The organism is Nostoc sp. LEGE 12447 (assembly GCF_015206985.1).
Taxonomy (GTDB): domain Bacteria; phylum Cyanobacteriota; class Cyanobacteriia; order Cyanobacteriales; family Nostocaceae; genus Nostoc.
In genome coordinates, this window is record NZ_JADEXT010000047.1 from 1 (window position 1) to 21,762 (window position 21,762).

Below are 21,762 nucleotides of genomic sequence, written 5' to 3' on the forward strand. Positions count from 1 at the left end.
GGGGATCATGACTACGCCGAACCAGCCGATGTAGATACGGTTGTTGGTGCTGGTGATCCACTCACAGAATCGATCCCATACGTTGGCGCTTGAGCGCTGTTGTAAGGTTGTTGTCATTGTTTTATAAATGCGATTATTTGCGGATGAATTAGGTAGGTTTGACTACCTGTTACACATCTTAAAGAATTTATTGCGTTTTGTAAAGTACTTTCAGAAGAAACTTTCTCTTGGAATTAGGACTAACGCAAAATTCACGTAATTGCGTCATTACAAGCGATAGCGACGTATTCACCTAAAACTCTGGCATTGCTTCCCACAATACGTTTCGGTCGCAATGACAAATTTTGCTTGCGTAAGTCCTGAGAATTTACGCGCCCTGCGTGGAAAATCCCTAACTCATTGAAAAATAGCTTGCTTAAAATATTAAGTAAGTTAACGTAAATAATTGTCGTTGGGATAAGGCAATAGGTATAAGGGTTTTAGGCTAGTTCATTTTTCTTTACATAGTTTGATTTTATTGTGCCAACTTACTTAACGCCCTGTGCAACTTTGTCTCAAACCTAACCCCCAACCCCTTGACTTGTGTGTACACCGTAGCCCTGTGGGCGAGAGGAATGGAAATGGGGTTCTAAAAATAAGTTGCACATTGCGTTACTTAGATTAGTCAAAACTAGGCGTAAGCGCCATTGAGAGATTAAGGCTTACACCCAACAAATATGGGCTTTATCTTCTTAAATTGACACTAATGGACAATGCCTACCCCTACGAGAAATCTATATATATCAGGATTTTCGTGAGAATTAGTCTAAATCTCCGGCTGAAACTTTCTTTAATTACGAATTAAAAAGTGGTTTAATTTGCAGCTTGCTGCTGACTGGGTATTGCCTCTATGCCCACTTCTGGTAAAGGTGGACGCACACACAAATAAATCAATGGCCCGAATAGCGGTATCAACGCTATTAACCAGAATATCTGTGGATTTTTCCAACTGCGACGCGCCATATCATCCCCTAGTAATGCAGGAAATAAGAGACAAAGCAGGGAAAAATCTAAACTCATTACATTGATAAAGCGGTTTGTTTGCCACTGTTGCACAAAATTGCCCCAATCTCCTCCTTTTAAACCGTAGGAAACTAGAAGAACTGTAGCTACAGTCAACACAATCCCAGTCACACGAGAATCTAGCAGCTTGAGTAAGATGTTCTTTTTACCAACAAACTGATTATTTGGTTCTCTAAGGGCTAAGTAGGGTAACAAGGCAAATATCCCGACTCCGAAAGAGGCAGTAGCAAATAACCAAGCAGGTATTTTTTGCCTTCTACCATCAATAAATACTACTGCACTGTAGATGAGAGGCCAGATACCCATGAGGTTGAATAGTGCTATTACTAATGGGTTAACGCCTTGCCACTTTCCAGTCGAAAGGTTTTTAATTAAATCGAATGTACCAGGTTGCTCAGGAGGTGCGAGGAAAAAAGCATAAATAACGAATCCTAACCACAGGAAGCCAAAGGCAATTTTTCTAACCATGAAATATTTAAGTAGGATTAATTATTAATTTTGCCACTACAAATTGGGCTATCTACCTGCGATCGCACTATTCATTCGTCTAGACTCGTAGCAGCTTATCCCTAAACCTTACCTTAAGGATTGAAATAACTGAAGGCTTCTGAGAGGTAATCAGCAGCAGATGCCACAACTGCGATCGCACTTTCATAATCTAAGCGCGTTGGCCCCAAAACTCCCACACTTCCTACTGGTATTGAACCTCGGCGATAGGTGGAAGAAATCAAAGTGCAGGTGCGTATCGGTTCTAATGGATTTTCTGCGCCAATGCGAACCGTTACCCTTGACTTACCAGCATCCTCCGGTTCTGGTTCCTCAAATATTAATCGCCATAGTTGGTCTTGTTCTTCTTCCAGCAGGTGGATAATCGTTTGTACCTGCTGTAACTGGGAAAATTCTGGCTGGCGCAAAACTTCTGACACACCCCGAACCATAATTTGTGTGGTAGTCGGCGCAAGAGTGCGACGAGTCAATTCGGCAACTGAATTTTTCAAGAATTCTCCGTAGCGTTGGAATTCCTGATCAAGTTCGCTCCAGTTGAGGTTGGCTAATTCCAACAGACTTCGCCCCCGCAAGTGGGTGTTCAAAAAGTTAGAAACAATCTGCAACTCGCGATCGACTACCTCTGAATCTCGTTGTGTCTCTTCTGGTATTGGCGACAAATCCATTAACTTGGAATGTGTCTCATAACCATCGGTAACAACTATTAACATGATCCGCCCAGCTTCAATTTGCACTAATTGCAGATGTCGCAATAGCGCTGTTGTAGTTTGCGGCATAGTTATCAAGCTAATGCAACCACTCAAGGTTGCTAAAATTTGCGCGGCTCCTTGCAGTAGGGTTTCTAAACTCCGATCTTCCCACTGGAGATGCTTTTGTAATGCCACCTCTATTTCTCGCCCTAAAGTTTCTGTCCGCGTAGCGTCTGTCTGCGACACGCTGCGCGAACGCAGAGAAGGTGTAATTAGCTGGTCAACATAAATGCGATAGCCTGAATCTGAAGGTACACGTCCAGCAGAAGCGTGTGGTTGGTAGAGTAATCCAGATTTTTCTAAAACGCCCATCACATTGCGAATTGTGGCTGAACTTACACCCAGGTCGTACTCTTCGCCCAAAGCCTTTGAACCAACAGGCTCTGCCGTAGCAATGTAGTGACGTACCGTTGCCCAAAGTATATGCTGTTGCCGATTTGTTAACTGGACTTCCATAGGATATGTTTTGCTAGAGGCAAATTTTAATCAAAGTCTGGAGAAATTTCTGGATTTGATTTAAACAAGGAATATTAATAATTTATTAAGATAACAAATTATACAATTATATTGTGATAATTAATTTTAAGGTTCGTGTACACCATTATTGAAAAGTGCGCTCTCAATAGAATCTAGGCTTTGCATCAAAAGCTAAGAGTTTGAATTTACAACATTCTTTTCTGCCTTATTTTTGCATAATTCTACACTTATAAAAGTATTGTTGTATACGTATTTTTGCGGCTATTGCAGCTAAGATTAGGGTCGAAAAGTTGCGTAAGTTGTGTAGCCAGTGGAGAAAGTTACAAACTTTTCTGGCGAGTCCCTAAACTAATTTAGTGCTATTTTCACAATAGCAAAAGCCAGATGGAATTAAGTTCCATCTGAGTAATGCACCCAAACACAAGCTAATATTGGGGAATTGAATGGTCTACTAAGATGGAGTAAGCATCAATACCACCCGAAATATTTTGCACATTTGTAAAACCTTGAGCAATTAACCACTGACACATTTGGGCAGAGCGAATACCGTGGTGGCATAGCACAAGGGTTTCAGCTTGAGGATTGAAGAGGGTAGGTATTTCATGTCCCCATTCGGCAAATTGACTCAAGGGTAGGTTGACAAAGCCCTCAATGTTAGCGATCGCCAATTCTTCTGGTTCTCGGACATCTACTAGCTGTATACTTCCATCACCAGAGGAAAGACGTTGTGCCAGTTCTTCTACACTAATCTGGTTCATGGGTTGACTAAAAGAATTCCCTATAAACAGTCCTAATCTTATTTATGGTGACAGAAAATCTCTGCCTTTGCATGAGTATCGATTCTCAAGAAGGCTGATAAATTCTGGTAGGCTTTCTGCTTAAATGGCTGTAAACCGTCTTTTTTAAAGGTTTAATGTGAATAGGCAACGTTCATTTATTGGTTTTATCGTAGCAGGTGCGATCGCATTGCTAATTGCGATCGCTGGCTTTTACTGGTTTTTCACCAAAAGTCCGGCTAACCTCATTGCTTCTACCTCTGAGCCTGGTGCAGCCATATTCGTATCAAAACTTTCGCCAGCAATGGTTTCACTGCTGACAAATCCCGATCGGTTGCAGGCGTTGGAACGTGAAGAGGAACTATCTAAACTCAAAACCAGTTTATTCGCCAAAAGTGGCATAGATTATAAACAAGACGTTCAACCCTGGTTAGGGAATGAAATTACATTAGCTATCACCACCTTAGATATTGATCGCGATCCAGAAAACGGACAGCAGCCAGGGTATCTGTTAGCACTAGCAACTAAGCAACCTGAGAAAAGCCGCGAGTTTGTTGAATTGTTGTTTTCCAAACGGGCCTTATCTGGAGCAACTTTAGATGTTGAAGAATATAAAGGTGTAAAGCTGATTTATGATAATTCTCAACCAGAGAAGGATTTGCTTGCAGGTGCGGTTGTTGGTGAAGGCTTTGTGTTGTTTGCCAACGATCCGAAAGTGTTGAAAGACGCGATTAATAACGTCCAAGCGCCCGATCTGAATTTGACTAGCTCCCCCGAATACCAAAAAGCTACTAAAGAACTGCCCAAAGGGGGTTTAGCTGTAGCGTTCTTAAATCTTCCTGTTGTAGCAAAATGGCAAGGCTTAGAGTTGTCAGAACAACTTTATAACAGTGAAATTATTTCTCTGGCGTTGAATCCCAAAGGATTGCTAGCAGAAACTACATTTTTGACTTCATCAGAAATTCTCACTCCATCTACAACACTATCTAAACCTGTGGAAGCATTGCAGTATGTTCCAGCATCGGCAGGTTTGGTAATTTCTGGCTCAAATTTGAGTAATTTGGGTGAGAGCGATTTAGCCAAACTCTGGAAACAAGCAACAGCTACTATATATGGTTCTGGGGAAGATGTAGTTTCTCGGTTAGCCAAACCTTTAGTAGATGTTCAAAAACGGTGGGGTATAAACTTACCAGAGGATATTTTTAGTTGGGTACAGGGAGAATATGCGATCGCATTGTTACCTGAGAAAGAGCAAACAACCCCTCATTGGATTTTTGTGGTGGAAAAATCTGAGAGTGTAGAACAAGGTATTGCGCGTTTAGATGCGATCGCATCATCCAATGGACTCAGCATTAATCCTCTGACTATAGATAAGCAAAAAGTCTCTGCTTGGACAGAGTTAACTACGGCGGCTAAAAAAAGTGATGCTAAAGAAGGAGCATCTTTCAGTATTGAAACAAAAGTGCGGGGATTGCATACAACTTTAGGAAATTACGAAATTTTCACTTCTGACTTAGAAACGATAAATGAAATTCTCACAACTAAGGATAATTCCTTAATTGACAATCCCAATTTTCAAGATAGTATTGCTGCAATTCCCTTACCAAACCAAGGCTATATATATCTTGACTGGACAAAGAGTCAGAATTTGTTAGAGCGTCAAGTACCGATTCTCAAACTAGTGGAAGTTTTAGGGAAACCATTTTTTGATAATCTGCGATCGCTCACAGTTAGCAGTTATGGAACTGACACGCGATCGCTCAAAGGTGGCGTTTTCTTCCAACTCAAGAATTCATGAAATTTTCATAAAAGCTCAAGTGCAGAAGGTGAAAAATTATTTTATCTTCTGCCTTTTTCTGTTAAGTAAGATTTTCGTAAATTTACTGTATTATTTGCTATTTAAATCGTCCGTTAAGGGTTTTCTTTAAGAGATAAGATCCTGCGTTCAACAGAGGTAATCACATCCAAATCATCAGTTGAAGAATGGTCGCTGCTGCTTATATCAATAGACAGCCTAGCAATTAGCTGTTTGCTTTCAAAAGCCTTAATTGTGGCACATTTTAATGTGGCACAACCAACTGAAATTTCACTGGAATTTTTTCATTAGAATATGTATATATCATTACTAATTTAACAGCCTGTTGGAGGGCTACTATGAAATTTTGTCGCCCCCGACTTGAGTTTAGCGGCGGCTGGTTGTTGGCTATACTTGCCACCATCACAGCTACACCTGTAATAGCAGAGACAGCAGCGAATTTTGGTACTTTTACCGTGTCAACAAACTCTAATCCAGCACCAGGAACAGTGCAGGGGTTTACAGGTGGTTCTTACTCATTGTCTGCCATAAGTAACCGCGATCGCGATCAAAAAGCCTGTATTGGTTTTGCCGATCCTAATCCAGATCACATTATGGTTTTGGAAAATGACTTTTCTCAGCTAACAATCAAAGTCGATAGCAACAATACCGACACGACTTTACTCATTCAAGGCCCAGATCAAAATACGATTCGCTGCGGCGATGATACTGGCAAAAGAAAAGATGCTAGCGTTAGCGATCGCAACTGGAAAAGAGGTACTTATCGGATTTGGGTAGGTACATTTAATTCTGGGGTCAAGCGTGATTATACTCTGGCAGTAGAGCAGCAGTAATAGAGAGTGGGAAGTTAGGAGTGAAGAATGAATAACTAATTCCCAATTTCCCATTCCCCATTCCCAATTTTTATGTGTAACACCTGAGACGATAATATGGGAGAGTAGCTTGTTGTGCTTTCCGAGGGTGCTATCTCGTGCTATCTATACTGCGTGCTGACTTTCGTATCATATTTGAACGTGACCCAGCTGCCCGTAACTGGTTGGAAGTTTTATTTTGTTACCCTGGTTTGCAAGCCCTGCTATTCCATAGGCTGGCTCACTGGCTGTATACGCTTGGTCTTCCTTTCATTCCTCGCCTGATTTCTCACTTGGCACGGTTTTTGACTGGAATTGAAATCCACCCTGGTGCAGTAATTGGAAAAAGTGTGTTTATTGACCACGGAATGGGTGTAGTAATTGGTGAAACTGCGATCGTGGGAGACTATGCCCTAATTTATCAAGGTGTTACCCTTGGGGGTACTGGTAAAGAATGTGGTAAACGCCATCCAACTGTGGGTGAAAACGTCGTAGTCGGGGCTGGAGCAAAGGTACTGGGCAATATCCAAATTGGTAATAATGTTCGTATTGGCGCTGGGTCTGTTGTTCTAAGGGATGTACCTTCAGACTGTACTGTGGTAGGGGTGCCTGGGCGCATCATGTATCGTTCTGGAGTTCGGGTTTCACCTCTTGAACACAATAACTTACCAGATTCGGAAGCTCAAGTAATTCGTGCTTTAGTAGACCGGATTGAGGCGTTGGAAGAACAAATACAAACTCTTCAGCGCACTAATTCTTCAGAAAAAACTCCTGTTTTAGTGGGTTGTTTAGCCACCAAAGAGGATGAGCCAACCAACGATACTCGCTGGTGCAACCTCAAAGATAAGACCATCCAGCAATTTCTAGATGGTGCTGGCATTTAGTTAAAAGTCAAGGGTTAAGGGTCAATCTTTTGACTCTTGACTAAATCACGGATTAATTGCTTCGCTAGACCACTCTTGCTGTTGATTACGGTGGTAAAGCCATCGATTTTGTGGTTCGCCGCGTAATTCTAAATGGTCTACTTGCACCGGATCGAGTAGCAGGAGACAAAAATTAGGGAGTGGCTCAATAGGATCGGCTGGTGATGGCTCAAAAGCTCCTGCTTCTGTGATTCTGGGTTTACCAGGATAGGGCCAACCAAACTGTAAACGCGCCGCATCACTTAATTCTTGCCACATTGCTATCCGGGCTGGTTGTAAATCTTGGTGAGAATCATCACTGCTGATTAGGGTCAAATCGCCAGCGATGCGGAATTGTTCTCGTGTATTGGGGAAGTACCAGCAAACTTCTGCCCAAGGTTGTTGCTGTATCTGGTCAGCTTTGGCGCTACGAGTATCGGTGATAAATCTTAGCTGGTTTGTATCTTCTAGGAAGCCGCGAAAGACTAGAGTACGATTAGCGGGGCGGCCATTGGGTTGCACTGTTGCTAGTTGCAGGTAGCGGGCATAAACAAGGCTGCGGTTGCGATGGAGTGCATGAGCGATCGCACCTCGCCAAGGAGCAAGAGACATATCAATTAAAAATTAAAAATTAAAAGTTAAAAATGAAGAAAGTCAGATTAAATCTGGGTTTCCAGGTTGGGGTCTGTTGCCTTATTTTAGACAATTGGTACAACACTAAGTAAATAAGTTTGCAATTGTCTCTGTGTCTTTGCGTGAATATTATCCTCAATTCAACGCAGAATATACAGTATGTTGTATAAATTCGCAGATGAGCTATGGCAGAAATTCAAGTTGGAATTGAAGGAGAAGGCGCACCAGCCGCAGCCGAGGCTTTGCTAGAAATTCCTGGAATATCGGGAAGCTATGAAGTTCCGACGCAGAGAGAGGGAACTTTGGCGGCGATCGCTACTATTATTGGCATTGTGGGTGGTGTGGCGGCTTTAGCTGAACAAATTCGCAAATGGTACCAAGAATGGCATAAATCTCATCCAGGGAAGCAATTTGATGTAGTAATTCTTGACCCTGATACTGGAAACAGGATTTTACTCGAAGAGGCTACCATAGAGGAAATCACGGAAATCCTCAAATCTATTAGCAAATAAGTGCAAACTATCCGCATTCAACTTCGGGAAAGTACGCAAGAAACAGTTGAACTCAGGTATTGGCTACCTCAAAAAAATCACTATGAATCACGTCGCCTGAAATTAGCAGAAATCGCTGATTTCCTCAAGCAAGGCGATCGCGATTATTATAAACTGCTGCCCAATTTACCAGGAATCGGGAAGCAGTTATTTTTTTGGTTGGATGGCGATGGACGGTGGTTGAGTCGGGGAATTGCTAACTGTCGCGGTGAGGGGTTGGTAATTGCCATTGATACCGATCAAAAATTGGCACATCTACCTTGGGAAGTGCTGCATGATGATGAGGATTTTTTGGTCAAGCGGGTTAATCCAGTGGTGTTACCTCTGCGCTGGATTGAAAAAGAAACGGAACCGTTTTCTGTGGAAGCACGACAATTGCGAGTATTGTTTATGGCAACCGACCCGGAAGATGTAGAACCAAAGTTAGAGTTTGAACAGGAAGAAGCGAGAATTCTGGCTGATACGCGAGATTTTGCTGTAGATTTGCGGGTGGAAGAAAGCGGTTGCGTTAGCGAGTTGGGTAGGGTGTGGAGTCGCTATCTTGATGACTTTGATGTGTTTCACCTCACAGGACACGCCTCAATTAAAGATGAAGCACCTTACACGCCTTACTTTATTACTGAGACGGAAATCGGCGATCGCCACGAAACCACTGCCGCAGAACTGGCCGAAGTCTTCCGGTTTCGCTTTCCCAAGTTGGTGTTTTTATCTGGGTGTCGGACTGGACAAGCACCAGATAAAGGGGCTGTCCCTTCAATGGCTGAGGCACTTATTGCCCAAGGTGCTAGGGCGGTTTTAAGTTGGGGGCGGCCTGTGGAAGATCGGACAGCTACAGCCGCCGCCGCGCACCTCTACGGGAAATTGGCAGCCGGATATCAATTAGCTGAAGCACTCGCTAGCACTTACCAGCAGTTGTTTAAACAGAATGTGCGTGACTGGCATTTATTGCGGTTATATGTCCAGGGAGAATGTCCCGGTGCGTTGGTGGAAGTTTTGGGAGATTTGCCACCCTCAGCGCCGGAACCTGCTTATCAACAGTTTTTAGATCCCGATACCCAACTGGTGCGGGTGGCGAAACCCTCTGAGTTTGTTGGGAGACGGCGGACTTTGCAACGTTGTCTTAAAGCAATTCGCACTTCATTAGGGGTACTAATTCACGGACTGGGGGGTGTGGGTAAGAGTACTGTGACGGCGCGACTTCTGGAAAGGATGGTTGGCTATGACAGGCTGGTGAACTTTCGGCAACTGGATGAGGACAAACTACTCAAAACCCTTGCTGAACAATGTACCTCAGAACGGGGGCATGAAATTCTCAATGGCAAGTTACCTTTGATGCAGCGCCTCACCAAGTTTTTCACTGAAGGACTGAATACCAAAGAACAGCGCTTTGCCTTTGTGCTGGATGACTTTGAGGCTAATTTGGATTTACGAAATGGGGTTTATGTCTTGCAACCACAAGTTGTGGATGTACTGCTGGCGTTGCTGAAGGCGATGCAAAATTCCCAACTTCCCCACAAGGTAATTATTACCTGTCGCTACAATTTCACCTTGTCGGAACTGAATCATCGTCTGTACCGCGAACCTCTGGGGGCTTTGGGTGGGGCAGATTTAATTAAAAAGTATAATCGTCTGGATTCGTTTAATGGCAGTTGGCAATTTCAGCCAGATTTGCCGGAACGTGCCAAACAAGCAGCAGATGGAAATCCTCGGCTGTTGGAATGGTTAGATAAGATTTTGCAAAATTCCCCGAACCCCACCCCGCCTACGGCACCCTTCCCCGCAAGCGAGGAGGGGTATATGAGGGGAGTTGAGATGATTCTGCAAAAGATGGCAGATAAGGAAAAGGAATTTCGTGAGGATATTTTGGCTGAGGAATTGCTGAAGCAGCAAACTCCAGCTTTGCGTCTTATGCTGGGGAAGTTGTTGGTGTATGAGTTACCTGTTCCTCAAGCTGCTATTTCTCCGATTTGTGAGGATATCTCAAGTTGGGAAAGTCATATTCAACGCGCTGAAATTTTGGGTTTGTTGGAAGTGACACTTACCAACAACACAGAGAGGTTGTATCGTGTTCCCCGGATTTTGTCACCGTTGCTATTTCCAGAAAACCCTAAGGGTGAAGAGTTGTATAAACAAGCTGCACAAATTTTGTATCGCCTGTGGTGGGAAGAGTGGGAAACTGCTACGGAAGCACAAAGTTTAGAAATTCATCGTTTAGCGTTGTTGGGGAAAGATGAAGAAATCGCGGCGAAAATAGCTAGTTTATTGGTTAACTACTTGTTGCATCAAAGTCGATTTCGGGAAGTAATACATCTATGCAAATCAACCTTAGAAATTACTAAAAACCATATTTTTCTCAGAGAAATTGCTTATTGTGAACGCCAAATCGGTGAGGTTGATCAAGCACTAAACCATTACCAACAAGCTTTAAATCTTTGTCCCGCAGAAGACGAACAAGAATTAGCATCAATTTATCATGATTTAGGGGTACTAAAAGCCAGCAAAGGGGAAGTAGATGAAGCGTTCGCACTCTACAATCAGTCTTTGGAAATAACTCAACGCATTGGTGATGTCCAAGGTAAAGCGGCGACGTTGCATGAACTGGCAATTTTCTACGAGAACAAAGGGGAAGTGGATGAAGCGATCGCACTTTTCAATCAGTCTTTGGAAATAAAAGAACGCATTGGAAATGTAGTAGGCAAAGCGGCAACGTTGCACCGACTGGGAATGATCCACACCAATAAAGGGGAAGTGGATGAAGCGATCGCACTCTACAATCAATCTTTGGAAATAAATCAACGCATTGGAAATGTCCAAGGCAAAGCCGCGACGTTGAACAATCTGGGACGTATCCACGCCAATAAAGGGGAAGTAGATGAAGCGATCGCGCTCTACAACCAGTCTTTGGAGATAACTCAACGCATTGGTGATGTCCAAACCAAAGCGGCGACGTTGAACAATCTGGCAGATATCTACGCCGACAAAGGGGAAGTGGATGAAGCGATCGCACTCTATAATCAGTGCTTGGAAGTTTTTGAACGTATTGGTGATGCCTATTGGAAAGCACTAACGTTGAACAAACTGGCAAGTATCTACGCCAAGAAAGGGGAAGTGGATGAAGCGATCGCACTCTACAATCAGTCTTTGGAAATTGATGAGCGCATTAATATCGAAGGTAAAGCGGCAACTTTGAACAAACTGGCAAGTATCTACGCCAAGAAAGGGGAAGTGGATGAAGCGATCGCACTCTACAATCAGTCTTTGGAAATAAATGAACGCATTGGAAATGTTCAAGGCAAAGCAGCGACGTTGGACTTGCTGGGACGTATCTACACCAACCAAGGGGAAGTGGAGCAAGCGATCGCGCTCTACAATCAGTCTTTGGAGATAAATGAACGCATTGGAGATGTTCAAGGTAAAGCGACGACGTTGCACCAGCTGGGAATTCTCTCCGCCAACAAAGGGGAAGTGGATGAAGCGATCGCACTCTACAATATGTCTTTGGAAATAAATGAGCGCATTGGTAATGCCCAAGGCAAAGCGGCGACGTTACACTGTCTGGGATTTATCTACGCCAACAAAGGGAATTTGGAAGAAGCGATCGCGCTCTACAATCAGTCTTTGGAAATAAGTGAACGCACTGGTAATGTCCAAGACAAAGCGACGACGTTGCACAATCTCGCAGATATTTACGCCAACCAAGGGAAAGTAGATGAAGCGATGGTACTCTATAGTCAGTCTTTGTCAATAAAAGAACACATTGGTGATGTCCAAGGCAAAGCGGCGACGTTGCACTCTCTGGGACGTATCTACGCCAACAAAGGGGAAGTCGAGCAAGCGATCGCACTTTTCGAGCAGTCTTTGAAAATAAGTGAACGCGCTGGGAATGTCCAAGGCAAAGCGGCAACGTTGCACGAACTTGCCGGTATATATACCAACAAAGGGGAAGTCGAGCAAGCGATCGCACTCTATAATCGAGTCCTTGAAATTGATGAACGCGCTGGGAATGTCCAAGGCAAAGCGGCAACGTTAAACCAATTGGCAAGTATCTACGCCAACAAAGGGGATGTGGATCAAGCGAGCGCACTTTTCAATCAGTCTTTGGAAATAAAAGAACGCATTGGAGATGTCCAAGGCAAAGCGGGGACGTTGCACCAACTGGGAATTCTCTACGCCAACAAAGGGGAAGTGGATCAAGCGAGCGCACTTTTCAATCAGTCTTTGGAAATAAAAGAACGCATTGGAAATTTCCAAGGCAAAGCAATGACTCTGTGGTGGTTAGGACATTTGGCAGAACAGCAGGGTGAATACACTAAAGCGATATCCTATTTGCAACCAGCTTTAGAGATTTTGCAGCGATTGAAGTCACCGGATGCTGAAGGTGTAAGTGCAAGTCTTGCTAGGGTAATGCGTAATTCGTAATTCGTAATTCGTAATTACTGAAAGATTTTTGTCTCACGCAGAGGAGAATACAAGAGTGGGATTTTAGTAAATGAAAACTGCTGTAATGAGTCTTTGAACTCCATTAATGAGTCTTTGAACTCCATTAATGAGTCTTTGAACTCCATTAATGAGGCTTTGAACTCCATTAATGAACCTCGGAGCTTCGTTAATGAGGCTTTGAACTCCATTAATGAACCTCGGAGCTTCGTTAATGAGTGTTTACGGCAATTCAGGTGAGAGAATCAGGATCTATGCCGAGCGATCGCAACACCTTGTTTGCCTTGCTGGGGTTGTTGAGCTTATTTCATCTTTGCTTTTGGTGTTAAAAACCTACACCTGCCCCCTGTCTTTTTACCTACTGTCTCAGTTCTTTGATGTTTTTCATCACTTGTTGGTATAAATCGTTGTTACCCTGACTTTGAAAAATGCTCGCTGCTTTTTCTAAATCCTTGAGTGCCCCCTGTCTATCTCCATTGGTGGCGCGGGCATTTCCTCGGTTATTGTAGGCAGGGGCAAAGTTAGGGTTGAGGCGAATGGCTTGATTGTAATCTGCGATCGCACCCGTTGGATCTCCATTGGCAGCACGGGCATTTCCTCGGTTATTATAGGCGATCGCATATCTGGGGTTAAGGCGAATCGCTTGACTGAGATCGTCTATCGCCCCTTTTCTGTCTCCATTGGCGGCGCGGGCATTTCCCCGGTTGTTGTAGGCTTCGGCGTAATTGGGATTAAGGCGAATCGCTTCACTGTAATCTTTAACCGCTTCTCTGTTACCTTCTAGTGAGGCGCGGGCATTGCCCAGGTTATTGTAAGCTTCAGCGTCGTTAGGGTTGATGCGGAGGGCTTGATTGTAATCTGCGATCGCTTTTTCCTTGTCTCCCAAATCAAAATAGGCTAATCCCCGGCCGTTATAAGCAGCGCCATATTGAGAGTTTTGACTAATTGCCTTACTATAGGAAGCGATCGCAGCTTGTAAATCGCCGTTTAAATGCTGATTCTTTCCCTGAAGATAGAATTCTCCACCTCTCGATGCTGTAGCTGAACGACGGCTAGGTGTACTAACTCCTATTTCTGTCACCAAAACACTGTCATTCTTGCTACAAGAAACACTGCTAATTGCTGTCAATGTAGTAAAAATAGCTATAGTAAATACTTGATTTACCTTTGTTCGCTTTTGTCTAAATAAACGCGGTCTCATAATTTAATATAAACTGCCATAACACCTGAACGTAATTAGTACCAAAATCTAGATTTTAATTCTTTAACTCAATGGTTATTCTAACTTTTGATAGACGTTTCAAGTCAATTAACAAATTTACCAGATATTCAATATATTTATTTAATAGTTATATTAAGGGAAAAACATGAATTATAAAGTATAAAAATTGTCAATTCGGCTCTTTGTTATTGTCATCTCTTTACTTCTTGACAATGGATTTCTGAGCAGAAAGCTACTGTAGCTCATGTTTTTTAAGATACTTTTTGAAAAAAATATATTTGAAATCTTAAGATTTGCTATAAACAATAACTCCATAAATTCTGACATTGGTAGCCTTATGGACAATTTACTCATCTTCTTTTTCACTCTCTTGAGCTTTCGGAGTTAGCCGCCAAGAGGTAGTTTTTTCAATATCTACAGACAGTTGTTCTAGATTTGGGCCTAAATCTTTTTGGAGTTTCTGAGTTAGTGTGATGGGAAAATCTAAATCAATATCTTGGGTTTGTGCTAGCCTGGCCAATTCTGAAAAAGTAGCTTTGACTGTAGTGCGATCGTAACTAGTCAGCTTATGATAATAAGTTTCAGATATATTCTGAGCTTGCATCGCTTTTTTCATACGTTCTTGCAAATGCTCAAATTCTGAATTCAACAACTTCCATTGTTGCTCAAGTTGTGAGTATCTAGTACTTAGTGATATTAAATCTTCCGTTGTGGGTTCTGGGTTGGCTTTGGCTTGTAAACCTAATAAATTTGAGTGGATTTGAGCAAGATAAATACAATCTAGATAAGCATACTCTATCTGTTCTTCAGTCAGGGGGCGTTTTCCCCAATCGCTGGTTTGCTCTTGTTTATCGATATTGTTAAAGCTACAAAGTGCTGTAGCTATGGTTTTGAGTTGATAGTTAGGTAATGGCAAAATATGGTAGGGAATTTTTTTTGCCATTTCTAAAGTGCAAGTAATATTTTTAGCTTTCTTGTTACCGAGAAATTTTAGATCATAACTGGCATTGTGAAAAACTTTTTCAATGGCAGAATTTATCATAATTTTTTCAATAAACTCAGCTATGATATTAGGTTTATCTAGCACATCTAAAAGATAGACGCGATCGCCACTCATATCTTGGGGATTATCTAACACCTGAATCAGCGATAATCTAGGATTACGACTTTTATAGTCAGCTACTTCTGTATCTATCCACAGTGTTTTGACATTGGTGTATTCAGCGACAATAGCACTAATTTCGCTGGCAGAAGTGAGGTAGGGCATTGGCTGATATTTCCTGAATATTTAGGGCATTTTAAGTAAGCCATAGTTTTCTAAAGTAACATTTTGTTGGTAATTTTGCTGGCACAGTATTGCAAAAAGATGAAGTTTTGAGCTGCATAGGCGTAGACATCGCCAAACTGACCCAAATCTGATAACATCGATTCACTACTTTAAGGCTGCATAGTTTATCATTGGAAAAGTTCCTCAGCATCTACATTAAATTCATAGGAGCTACAGGCCGTATAAAGAGGTATCTTGGTAAGCAACCGTCAATAAAATTGAATTGGTGCTTCTCAAAATGGCTGCAAAATCTTAGCCTAAACAAATCGTTCAAGTTCCAATTTCCAGTAACCTGAGTAATTGCTTGGACACTTTTGCTACTTCACATTTAATTGCTTTTTAACATCTGCTCCTCACCATGACACACAAATTAATTGCTTCCAGTAATCAATTCGGAGATAGATAATGAAAAAGCTAATTCTATTAATCGTTAGTAGCATTTTGGTAGTTGGTACTTTTGGCTGCCAAGAGGCTCCTAAAACTGGTTCGGAAACTCCTAGCACTACTAATGAAGCTGCTCAAGTACCAGCAAAACCTGCTTCTCAGACAAATGAAACTGCCAAAGTTCCAGGAATACAAACAACTCCTTTAGCAACTAGCACAGATACTAAAGTTAAAACCGATTCTGAAAAAACGGCAGCAACAAAAGTTAAAAGCGACTTAAAAACTGAAGTTAGCGCCAAGTTGAACAAAGGCTTACCAGGCAATAAGTTACAGGTTGAGAACAAAGAGGGTGAAATTATCCTCAAAGGCACAGCGACTTCTGCTGAAGAACTCAAGAAAGCTGAAACTTTGGCTAAGGAAGTTCAAGGTGTGAAGACTGTGAAGGTGGAAGCAAAAGTTGAAACTGTGAAAAAGCCATAAAAGAATAACTGGAGTTCTCAGTTAACATCGGCATGAAAGCCAAACAGGGACTTACACAAATGTAAGTCCCTGTTTTTTATTTGCTCAATTTTAAGTCACACCACTCTATTAGTTTGTCAAGGAAGTTCGTAGTAAAGACTAAACTCCTTCGAATATTGTGCTTTTCTTTGAAATAAGATTTTCCTTACCCCCTCTGCGTTCTTTGCGGCTCTGTGGTAGCCTTGCAACAAGCTGTTACGCGTCTACGATAATCCTGAATTCTCTCCCCTACCCTCTTGCGAATTTTTAATTAGTTGATACACTTGTTCTTCATTAGCCCAGTTAACCAGCGCCTATGGTTCATATCAAGCGCGTGGAACTTACCAACTTCAAATCCTTCGGCGGTACTACTTCAGTCCCTTTGCTGCCGGGGTGTACTGTCATATCTGGGCCAAATGGTTCAGGTAAATCTAATATTCTCGATGCACTGCTATTTTGCCTCGGACTCTCCAGTTCTAAGGGAATGCGAGCCGATCGCTTACCAGATTTGGTAAATAACACCCAAACGTCTAAAGGACGCGCTTCTATTGAAGCTAGTGTCACTGTGACGTTTGATTTGTCAGATGAAATCTCACACAAAGACACAAAGGCGCAAAGGGAGGAAGTAGAGGAGGCAGGGGAGGCAGAGGGAGCAGGGGAAGCAGGGGAAGCAGGGGAAGAAAATCCAAAATCCAAAATCCAAAATCCAAAATCGGCAGAGTGGAGTGTTACTAGAAGGCTGCGAGTCACCCACCAAGGAAGTTACACGTCGAATTACTATATCAATGGTGAAGCTTGCACATTGACAGAATTACATCAGCAACTAAGTAACCTGCGGGTTTATCCTGAAGGCTACAACGTGGTGCTGCAAGGGGATGTCACCAGTATTATCTCGATGAATGCGCGGGAACGGCGGGAAATTATTGATGAATTGGCTGGGGTGGCGGCGTTCGATCGCAAAATCATTCAAGCCAAATCAACTTTAGATGAGGTGAAGGAAAAGGAAGATAGCTGTCGGATTATTGAGACAGAATTAACTGCACAACGCGATCGCCTTTCCCAAGATCGTGCTAAAGCTGAGAAATATCAAAAACTCCGCACGGAATTTCTAGCGAAACAATCTTGGGAAGCTGTTTTATCATGGCGATCGCTACAAGCACAACAAGAAAAGTTAGTTCACGAAATTCAAACAGGCGATCGCAATTCTACTGAACTCTCAACCCAACTCACAAATCTAAATTCCGAAATTGTCCAAAAAACTGCTGAACTTGAACAACTCAATGCCCATGTCAAAGCATTGGGAGAAGATGAACTTTTGGCGGTACAATCTACCCTCGCCACCCAAGAAGCGGAACGTAAACAACTCCAGCGTCAACTAACGGAATTAGAAACAGCTTCCCAAGAAACTGCTAAACGTCTGCTTCAAACTCAGCAAGAAATTCAAAAACACCGACATTCCCTAGAAGAAATTGCCGAAACCCAAATTGTAGAGACGCGATTCATCGCGTCTTCCCAACACCAAAGGAATGAAGCCCACCAATCTCTAGAAACCTCCCGCGAAGCAGCCGCAGAAATCGCCTCAGCTTCGGAAGCCTGGGTGCAGCAACAAACGGCATTCAACCGTCAAATTGAAACTTTGCTGCAAACTTTAGAACCGCAACGCACAGAAAAAGCACAACTCACAGAACGGAATAATCAGTTACAGCAATTAATTTCCGAGCAAACACAGTTAATTGAACGCGACGAACCGCTATTAGCCCAAAAACAAACTGAGTGTAATCAAGTTGAAACGGAATTTAACGCCTCTAGCGAACCCATCCAGAATTTAGCCCAAAATCTCTCAGCCACAGAACAAGAATTGCAAATCCAACAGGAAACCCAAAAACGGTTACTTTTTGAACAACGAGAAAAACAACGCCAGTTGGATAAAATCGAAGCGCAAACCCAGGCACAGCAAGAAGTCCAAGGAACCCAAGCAAGTAAAGTCATTTTACAATCGGGAATGCCTGGACTTTGTGGCTTAGTTGTGCAGTTGGGAAAGGTGGAACCCCGCCATCAGCTAGCTTTAGAAATGGCTGCCGGTGGACGGTTGGGACATATTGTGGTGGAAGATGATAGTGTAGCCGCAGCCGGGATTGAATTGCTCAAACAGAAACGTGCCGGGAGAGCGACTTTTTTACCACTAAATAAAATTCATGCTCCTAAATTTACTCAAGATGCAACGCTGCGTTTCGCTAGCGGCTTCGTTAACTATGCTGTGAACTTAGTCGATTGCGATCGCCGTTACAAAGATGTATTCAGCTATGTTTTTGGTAACACAGTAGTATTTGCCAGCCTCGAGGCGGCGCGGAAAAATTTAGGTTTATATCGCATCGTCACCTTAGACGGAGAATTATTGGAAACTAGCGGTGCAATGACTGGTGGTAGTAACAGCAATCGTTCAGCGTTGCGCTTTGGTACGGGTGAAGCAGCGGAATCTGATGAAGCGATCGCTTTAAAAACTCGTTTGGTGGATATTGAGCGGGTTTTAGAGCGTTGTACTGAGGCGATCGCAACTTTGTCAACTAGAGCCAAAAAACTGACGCAAGAACTCACAGAAGCGCGTCAAGCGCGGCGCGAACAGCAATTGCAATTGGAACAGTTGCAGAAAGACATTAAGAGTTTAACAGTGCAATTACAGGGGACGCGATCGCAACTCACCCAAAACAGCGAAAAGTTAGCCACTGCTCAATCCCGATTAGAAATCTTGGAGCGGGAATTACCGGGACAAGAAACTCAACTGCAACAATTGCGACACGCTTTAGCAGAGTTAGAAGCATCCCAAACCCCCAGTGAATGGCAACAAATCCAGGCAACCATTAAAATTCAAGAGCAACAATTGCAACAGCGTGAAACAGCGTTACGGGAAGCTGAACAAAGATTAAAAAATTTAGAAAATCAGCAACAACGTTTGCAAGAAAAAATCCAAGAAGCAGAAACGCGAATTACCGAATACGAAACCCAACAAATCTCTTGTAGAGACGCGATTCATCGCGTCTCCACACAAATCACAACGATAAACGACCAAATCACCCAAACCCGTTTATCGTTGAGCCAAATGGAACAGAATTTGGGAGAAGAGAAACAAAAACGCGACACTACAGAATTGGAAGTGCGATCGCACCTTTTGCGCCAACAACAATTGCAATGGGAAATCGAAAAACTCAAAGAAACCCAAGAGAAGCGGCGGGAGGAACTAATTGCACTGCAAAGCCAGTTGCGGGATATGGGAGCAGAATTACCAAATCCCCTGCCGGAAGTTCCAGATAAGGTAGATTTGGAAGAATTGCAAAAAGAATTGCGATCGCTTACCAAACGCTTACAAGCGATGGAACCGGTTAACATGCTGGCGTTGGAAGAATACGAACGTACCCAAAACCGCCTCCAAGAACTGACGCAAAAATTAGAGACACTAGAAGGGGAACGCACCGAACTACTTTTGCGGATTGAAAACTTTACCACATTGCGGCAACTTGCTTTTAAAGAAGCGTTTGATGCTGTCAATGAAAACTTTCAATCAATTTTTGCCATTCTTTCAGACGGCGACGGCTTCTTGCAACTTGAGAATCCCGAAGATCCCTTTAGTAGTGGATTAAATTTAGTCGCGCACCCCAAAGGCAAACCCGTACAGCGCCTGGCTTCCATGTCTGGGGGAGAAAAATCACTTACAGCTTTGAGCTTTATCTTTGCTCTTCAACGCTACCGCCCATCGCCCTTTTACGCCTTTGACGAAGTGGATATGTTCTTAGATGGGGCAAACGTAGAACGATTAGCTAAAATGATTAAGCAACAGTCACAACAAGCGCAATTTATAGTTGTGAGTTTGCGTCGTCCGATGATAGAATCAGCCGAACGCACAATTGGCGTTACTCAAGCACGAGGAGCCTACACTCAAGTTTTGGGGATTAAATTACAATCATCCAATACATCTGCTTGAGTTTTTGTTAATAATAGTGTATAGACAAACCGGATTCGAGATCAGGACTCGGTATAGAATGACCTCCGAACAGATAATTAGACGTTCCGATATATTAAACACCCAGGTGATTACCCGCGACAATGGCAAGCGGCTAGGCATCATCAGTCAAGTATGGGTTGATATTGATCAACGAGAGGTTGTGGCTCTTGGTTTGCGAGACAGCCTGATCTCCATTTCGGGCATACCGCGCTACATGTACCTCAACAACATCAGCCAGATTGGTGATGTCATCTTAGTTGATAACGAAGATGTAATAGAAGATATCGAAGTTGAATCTCTCAGCAATCTGATTAACTGGGAAGTAATTACAGAAACAGGTGAAGTATTAGGCAAAGTCCGGGGCTTCAAGTTCAACGGCGAAACCGGGAAGCTTAACTCTATAGTCATCGCTTCTTTAGGATTACCCCAAATTCCCGACCAATTTTTGAGTACTTACGAGTTCTCAGTAGATGAAATTGTCAGTACTGGCCCCAATCGGTTGATTGTGTTTGAGGGAGCCGAAGAACGGGTGAATCAGTTGACAACTGGTTTACTAGAGCGTTTGGGTATCGGCAAAGCACCGTGGGAGAGGGATGCAGAAGAAGAATATGGCTATACTCCACCACGCCAAGTTGCACCAGGTAATCAACTGCCTAGCGGAGTGCCATTGCAGCCACCCAGACAAAAAGTTCGCGCCCCCGAACCCGTAGCGCGGGAAGAAGAATGGAATGAAGATTATGTGGAAGAAGAAAGGCCACAGCGTCAGGTAATGAAGGCGCGGCAGTATGAGTCTATTCAATACGAAGAAGACGAGGAAGAAGATAACTGGAGTGAAGCAACAGGCAACGACAGGTATCAACAACCGCAACCGCTAAAGTATGAAGCCAAGCCTTACAGCAAGCCTTATGTTGATGAATACGATGATTATGACGACGTAGACGGCGATGCTTGGGAAGATGAGCCGAAGCCTGTGAATATTCCCAAGAAAGTCAAGGAAAGACAGCCAGAATACGAAGAAGAAGGCGGATATTAAGTAATTCGTAATTCGTAATGACGCGACGCTCCTGTGTGTCGCTAACGCTTCGCTATCGCGGACTCGCTACCGCTACGCTAACGTAGTTCGTAATTCAACAGGAAAATTACGAATTATTTCTCAGATAAGTTTAGTCCTCTCCTTACTTACAAGGAGAGGGCTAATTTTTTAGGATAAGTGAGGTGTGGAAGCAATACTTGGTTCGGTTAAGGTTTTTGATGAAAATTCTAGATCGCAAAGACGTGATGAATGCTCATAAAGACGCGATAAATCGCCGTCTCTACAATAATCAGTCCTTTGTAGAGACGGCGATTCATCGCGTCTCTTGTATTAACCTATTGGTTTAGAGGTAGATATTCAATTCGATCCTGGTATTCATCCTCAAACGAATCTTCAACAATTTGTCCAATGCTTTGGTTTGCATCTATGGTGAAAATTCCAGGAATATGGCGACCTGAAGCTAAATGGTGAGCCAAATGTCTAGGCATCGACTTACGGTTATTGTTCAGAAACTCCCCAAAAGCTGCTAGCGTCAAACAA

Annotated in this window: 16 protein-coding genes and 1 pseudogene; 9 read left to right on the top strand and 8 right to left on the bottom strand. The window is 43.0% G+C overall.

Annotated features, from left to right (window positions below):
• The 4 genes and pseudogenes from IQ274_RS30115 to IQ274_RS30130 all read right to left on the bottom strand — a co-directional run.
• Nucleotides 1–117 (bottom strand): annotated as a pseudogene (locus IQ274_RS30115) (photosystem II q(b) protein); the annotation flags it as partial.
• A 735-nt stretch (nucleotides 118–852) separates the two neighbouring features.
• A complete protein-coding gene (locus tag IQ274_RS30120) occupies nucleotides 853–1,530 on the bottom strand; it encodes a DUF2834 domain-containing protein (protein ID WP_194144429.1) in 678 nt (225 codons plus the stop codon).
• A 113-nt stretch (nucleotides 1,531–1,643) separates the two neighbouring features.
• Nucleotides 1,644–2,774: a heat-inducible transcriptional repressor HrcA gene (gene hrcA / locus IQ274_RS30125; RefSeq protein WP_194144430.1), complete on the bottom strand. Its 1,131-nt coding sequence runs from the start codon at nucleotides 2,772–2,774 to the stop codon at nucleotides 1,644–1,646.
• A 446-nt stretch (nucleotides 2,775–3,220) separates the two neighbouring features.
• A complete protein-coding gene (locus IQ274_RS30130) occupies nucleotides 3,221–3,553 on the bottom strand; it encodes a rhodanese-like domain-containing protein (RefSeq protein ID WP_012411996.1) in 333 nt (110 codons plus the stop codon).
• Between the two features lie 157 nt (nucleotides 3,554–3,710).
• Between IQ274_RS30130 and IQ274_RS30135 the strand changes: the two genes are divergently transcribed.
• From IQ274_RS30135 to cysE, 3 genes are all read left to right on the top strand, one after another.
• Entirely contained in the window at nucleotides 3,711–5,369 is a 1,659-nt protein-coding gene (locus tag IQ274_RS30135) for a DUF3352 domain-containing protein (protein ID WP_194144431.1), read from the top strand.
• A 356-nt stretch (nucleotides 5,370–5,725) separates the two neighbouring features.
• Entirely contained in the window at nucleotides 5,726–6,220 is a 495-nt protein-coding gene (locus IQ274_RS30140; RefSeq protein WP_163926625.1) for a hypothetical protein, read from the top strand.
• 137 nt (nucleotides 6,221–6,357) lie between these two features.
• Nucleotides 6,358–7,122, top strand: a complete 765-nt coding sequence (gene cysE / locus IQ274_RS30145; RefSeq protein WP_194144432.1) for a serine O-acetyltransferase — start codon at nucleotides 6,358–6,360, stop codon at nucleotides 7,120–7,122.
• Nucleotides 7,123–7,167: 45 nt separating this feature from the next.
• Here cysE and IQ274_RS30150 read toward each other — a convergent pair whose 3' ends face one another.
• On the bottom strand, nucleotides 7,168–7,752 hold the full coding sequence (locus IQ274_RS30150; protein WP_163926623.1) for an Npun_F5749 family FMN-dependent PPOX-type flavoprotein: 585 nt from the start codon (nucleotides 7,750–7,752) through the stop codon (nucleotides 7,168–7,170).
• A gap of 206 nt (nucleotides 7,753–7,958) precedes the next feature.
• Between IQ274_RS30150 and IQ274_RS30155 the strand changes: the two genes are divergently transcribed.
• On the top strand, nucleotides 7,959–8,285 hold the full coding sequence (locus IQ274_RS30155) for a hypothetical protein (protein ID WP_194144433.1): 327 nt from the start codon (nucleotides 7,959–7,961) through the stop codon (nucleotides 8,283–8,285).
• Nucleotides 8,286–12,743: a tetratricopeptide repeat protein gene (locus IQ274_RS30160; protein ID WP_194144434.1), complete on the top strand. Its 4,458-nt coding sequence runs from the start codon at nucleotides 8,286–8,288 to the stop codon at nucleotides 12,741–12,743. It abuts the gene before it with no gap.
• A 376-nt stretch (nucleotides 12,744–13,119) separates the two neighbouring features.
• On the opposite strand, the gene IQ274_RS30165 is transcribed toward IQ274_RS30160, so the two are convergent.
• Both IQ274_RS30165 and IQ274_RS30170 read right to left on the bottom strand, forming a co-directional pair.
• On the bottom strand, nucleotides 13,120–13,962 hold the full coding sequence (locus IQ274_RS30165; protein WP_194144435.1) for a tetratricopeptide repeat protein: 843 nt from the start codon (nucleotides 13,960–13,962) through the stop codon (nucleotides 13,120–13,122).
• A gap of 367 nt (nucleotides 13,963–14,329) precedes the next feature.
• Nucleotides 14,330–15,250 carry a ribonuclease D gene (locus tag IQ274_RS30170; RefSeq protein WP_163926617.1) on the bottom strand — a complete coding sequence of 307 codons (921 nt, stop codon included), beginning with the start codon at nucleotides 15,248–15,250 and terminating at the stop codon, nucleotides 14,330–14,332.
• A gap of 465 nt (nucleotides 15,251–15,715) precedes the next feature.
• Between IQ274_RS30170 and IQ274_RS30175 the strand changes: the two genes are divergently transcribed.
• From IQ274_RS30175 to IQ274_RS37545, 4 genes are all read left to right on the top strand, one after another.
• Nucleotides 15,716–16,174, top strand: a complete 459-nt coding sequence (locus IQ274_RS30175; protein WP_163926616.1) for a BON domain-containing protein — start codon at nucleotides 15,716–15,718, stop codon at nucleotides 16,172–16,174.
• Between the two features lie 334 nt (nucleotides 16,175–16,508).
• Entirely contained in the window at nucleotides 16,509–20,168 is a 3,660-nt protein-coding gene (gene smc, locus IQ274_RS30180) for a chromosome segregation protein SMC (protein WP_194144436.1), read from the top strand.
• A gap of 58 nt (nucleotides 20,169–20,226) precedes the next feature.
• Nucleotides 20,227–21,222 (top strand): PRC-barrel domain-containing protein, encoded by a 996-nt coding sequence (locus IQ274_RS30185; protein ID WP_194144437.1) that lies wholly within the window; start codon nucleotides 20,227–20,229, stop codon nucleotides 21,220–21,222.
• Between the two features lie 218 nt (nucleotides 21,223–21,440).
• The gene (locus IQ274_RS37545; RefSeq protein WP_265578582.1) at nucleotides 21,441–21,569 is read left to right on the top strand and encodes a hypothetical protein; all 129 of its coding nucleotides are present in this window, start codon (nucleotides 21,441–21,443) and stop codon (nucleotides 21,567–21,569) included.
• On the opposite strand, the gene IQ274_RS30190 is transcribed toward IQ274_RS37545, so the two are convergent.
• Nucleotides 21,558–21,710 carry a hypothetical protein gene (locus tag IQ274_RS30190; RefSeq protein WP_194144438.1) on the bottom strand — a complete coding sequence of 51 codons (153 nt, stop codon included), beginning with the start codon at nucleotides 21,708–21,710 and terminating at the stop codon, nucleotides 21,558–21,560. The genes IQ274_RS37545 and IQ274_RS30190 overlap by 12 nt on opposite strands.
• Between the last annotated feature and the right edge of the window lie 52 nt (nucleotides 21,711–21,762).

Bases quoted from the DNA above. Each gene is read 5' to 3' on its own strand.
- IQ274_RS30140 (WP_163926625.1), top strand. From the start codon at position 5,726: ATGAAATTTTGTCGCCCCCGACTTGAGTTTAGCGGCGGCTGGTTGTTG.
- hrcA (WP_194144430.1), bottom strand. From the start codon at position 2,774: ATGGAAGTCCAGTTAACAAATCGGCAACAGCATATACTTTGGGCAACG.
- IQ274_RS30165 (WP_194144435.1), bottom strand. From the start codon at position 13,962: ATGAGACCGCGTTTATTTAGACAAAAGCGAACAAAGGTAAATCAAGTA.
- IQ274_RS30155 (WP_194144433.1), top strand. From the start codon at position 7,959: ATGGCAGAAATTCAAGTTGGAATTGAAGGAGAAGGCGCACCAGCCGCA.
- IQ274_RS30170 (WP_163926617.1), bottom strand. From the start codon at position 15,250: ATGCCCTACCTCACTTCTGCCAGCGAAATTAGTGCTATTGTCGCTGAA.
- IQ274_RS30190 (WP_194144438.1), bottom strand. From the start codon at position 21,710: ATGCCTAGACATTTGGCTCACCATTTAGCTTCAGGTCGCCATATTCCT.
- IQ274_RS30120 (WP_194144429.1), bottom strand. From the start codon at position 1,530: ATGGTTAGAAAAATTGCCTTTGGCTTCCTGTGGTTAGGATTCGTTATT.
- IQ274_RS30150 (WP_163926623.1), bottom strand. From the start codon at position 7,752: ATGTCTCTTGCTCCTTGGCGAGGTGCGATCGCTCATGCACTCCATCGC.
- smc (WP_194144436.1), top strand. From the start codon at position 16,509: ATGGTTCATATCAAGCGCGTGGAACTTACCAACTTCAAATCCTTCGGC.
- IQ274_RS30175 (WP_163926616.1), top strand. From the start codon at position 15,716: ATGAAAAAGCTAATTCTATTAATCGTTAGTAGCATTTTGGTAGTTGGT.
- IQ274_RS30130 (WP_012411996.1), bottom strand. From the start codon at position 3,553: ATGAACCAGATTAGTGTAGAAGAACTGGCACAACGTCTTTCCTCTGGT.
- IQ274_RS30185 (WP_194144437.1), top strand. From the start codon at position 20,227: ATGACCTCCGAACAGATAATTAGACGTTCCGATATATTAAACACCCAG.
- IQ274_RS37545 (WP_265578582.1), top strand. From the start codon at position 21,441: ATGAAAATTCTAGATCGCAAAGACGTGATGAATGCTCATAAAGACGCG.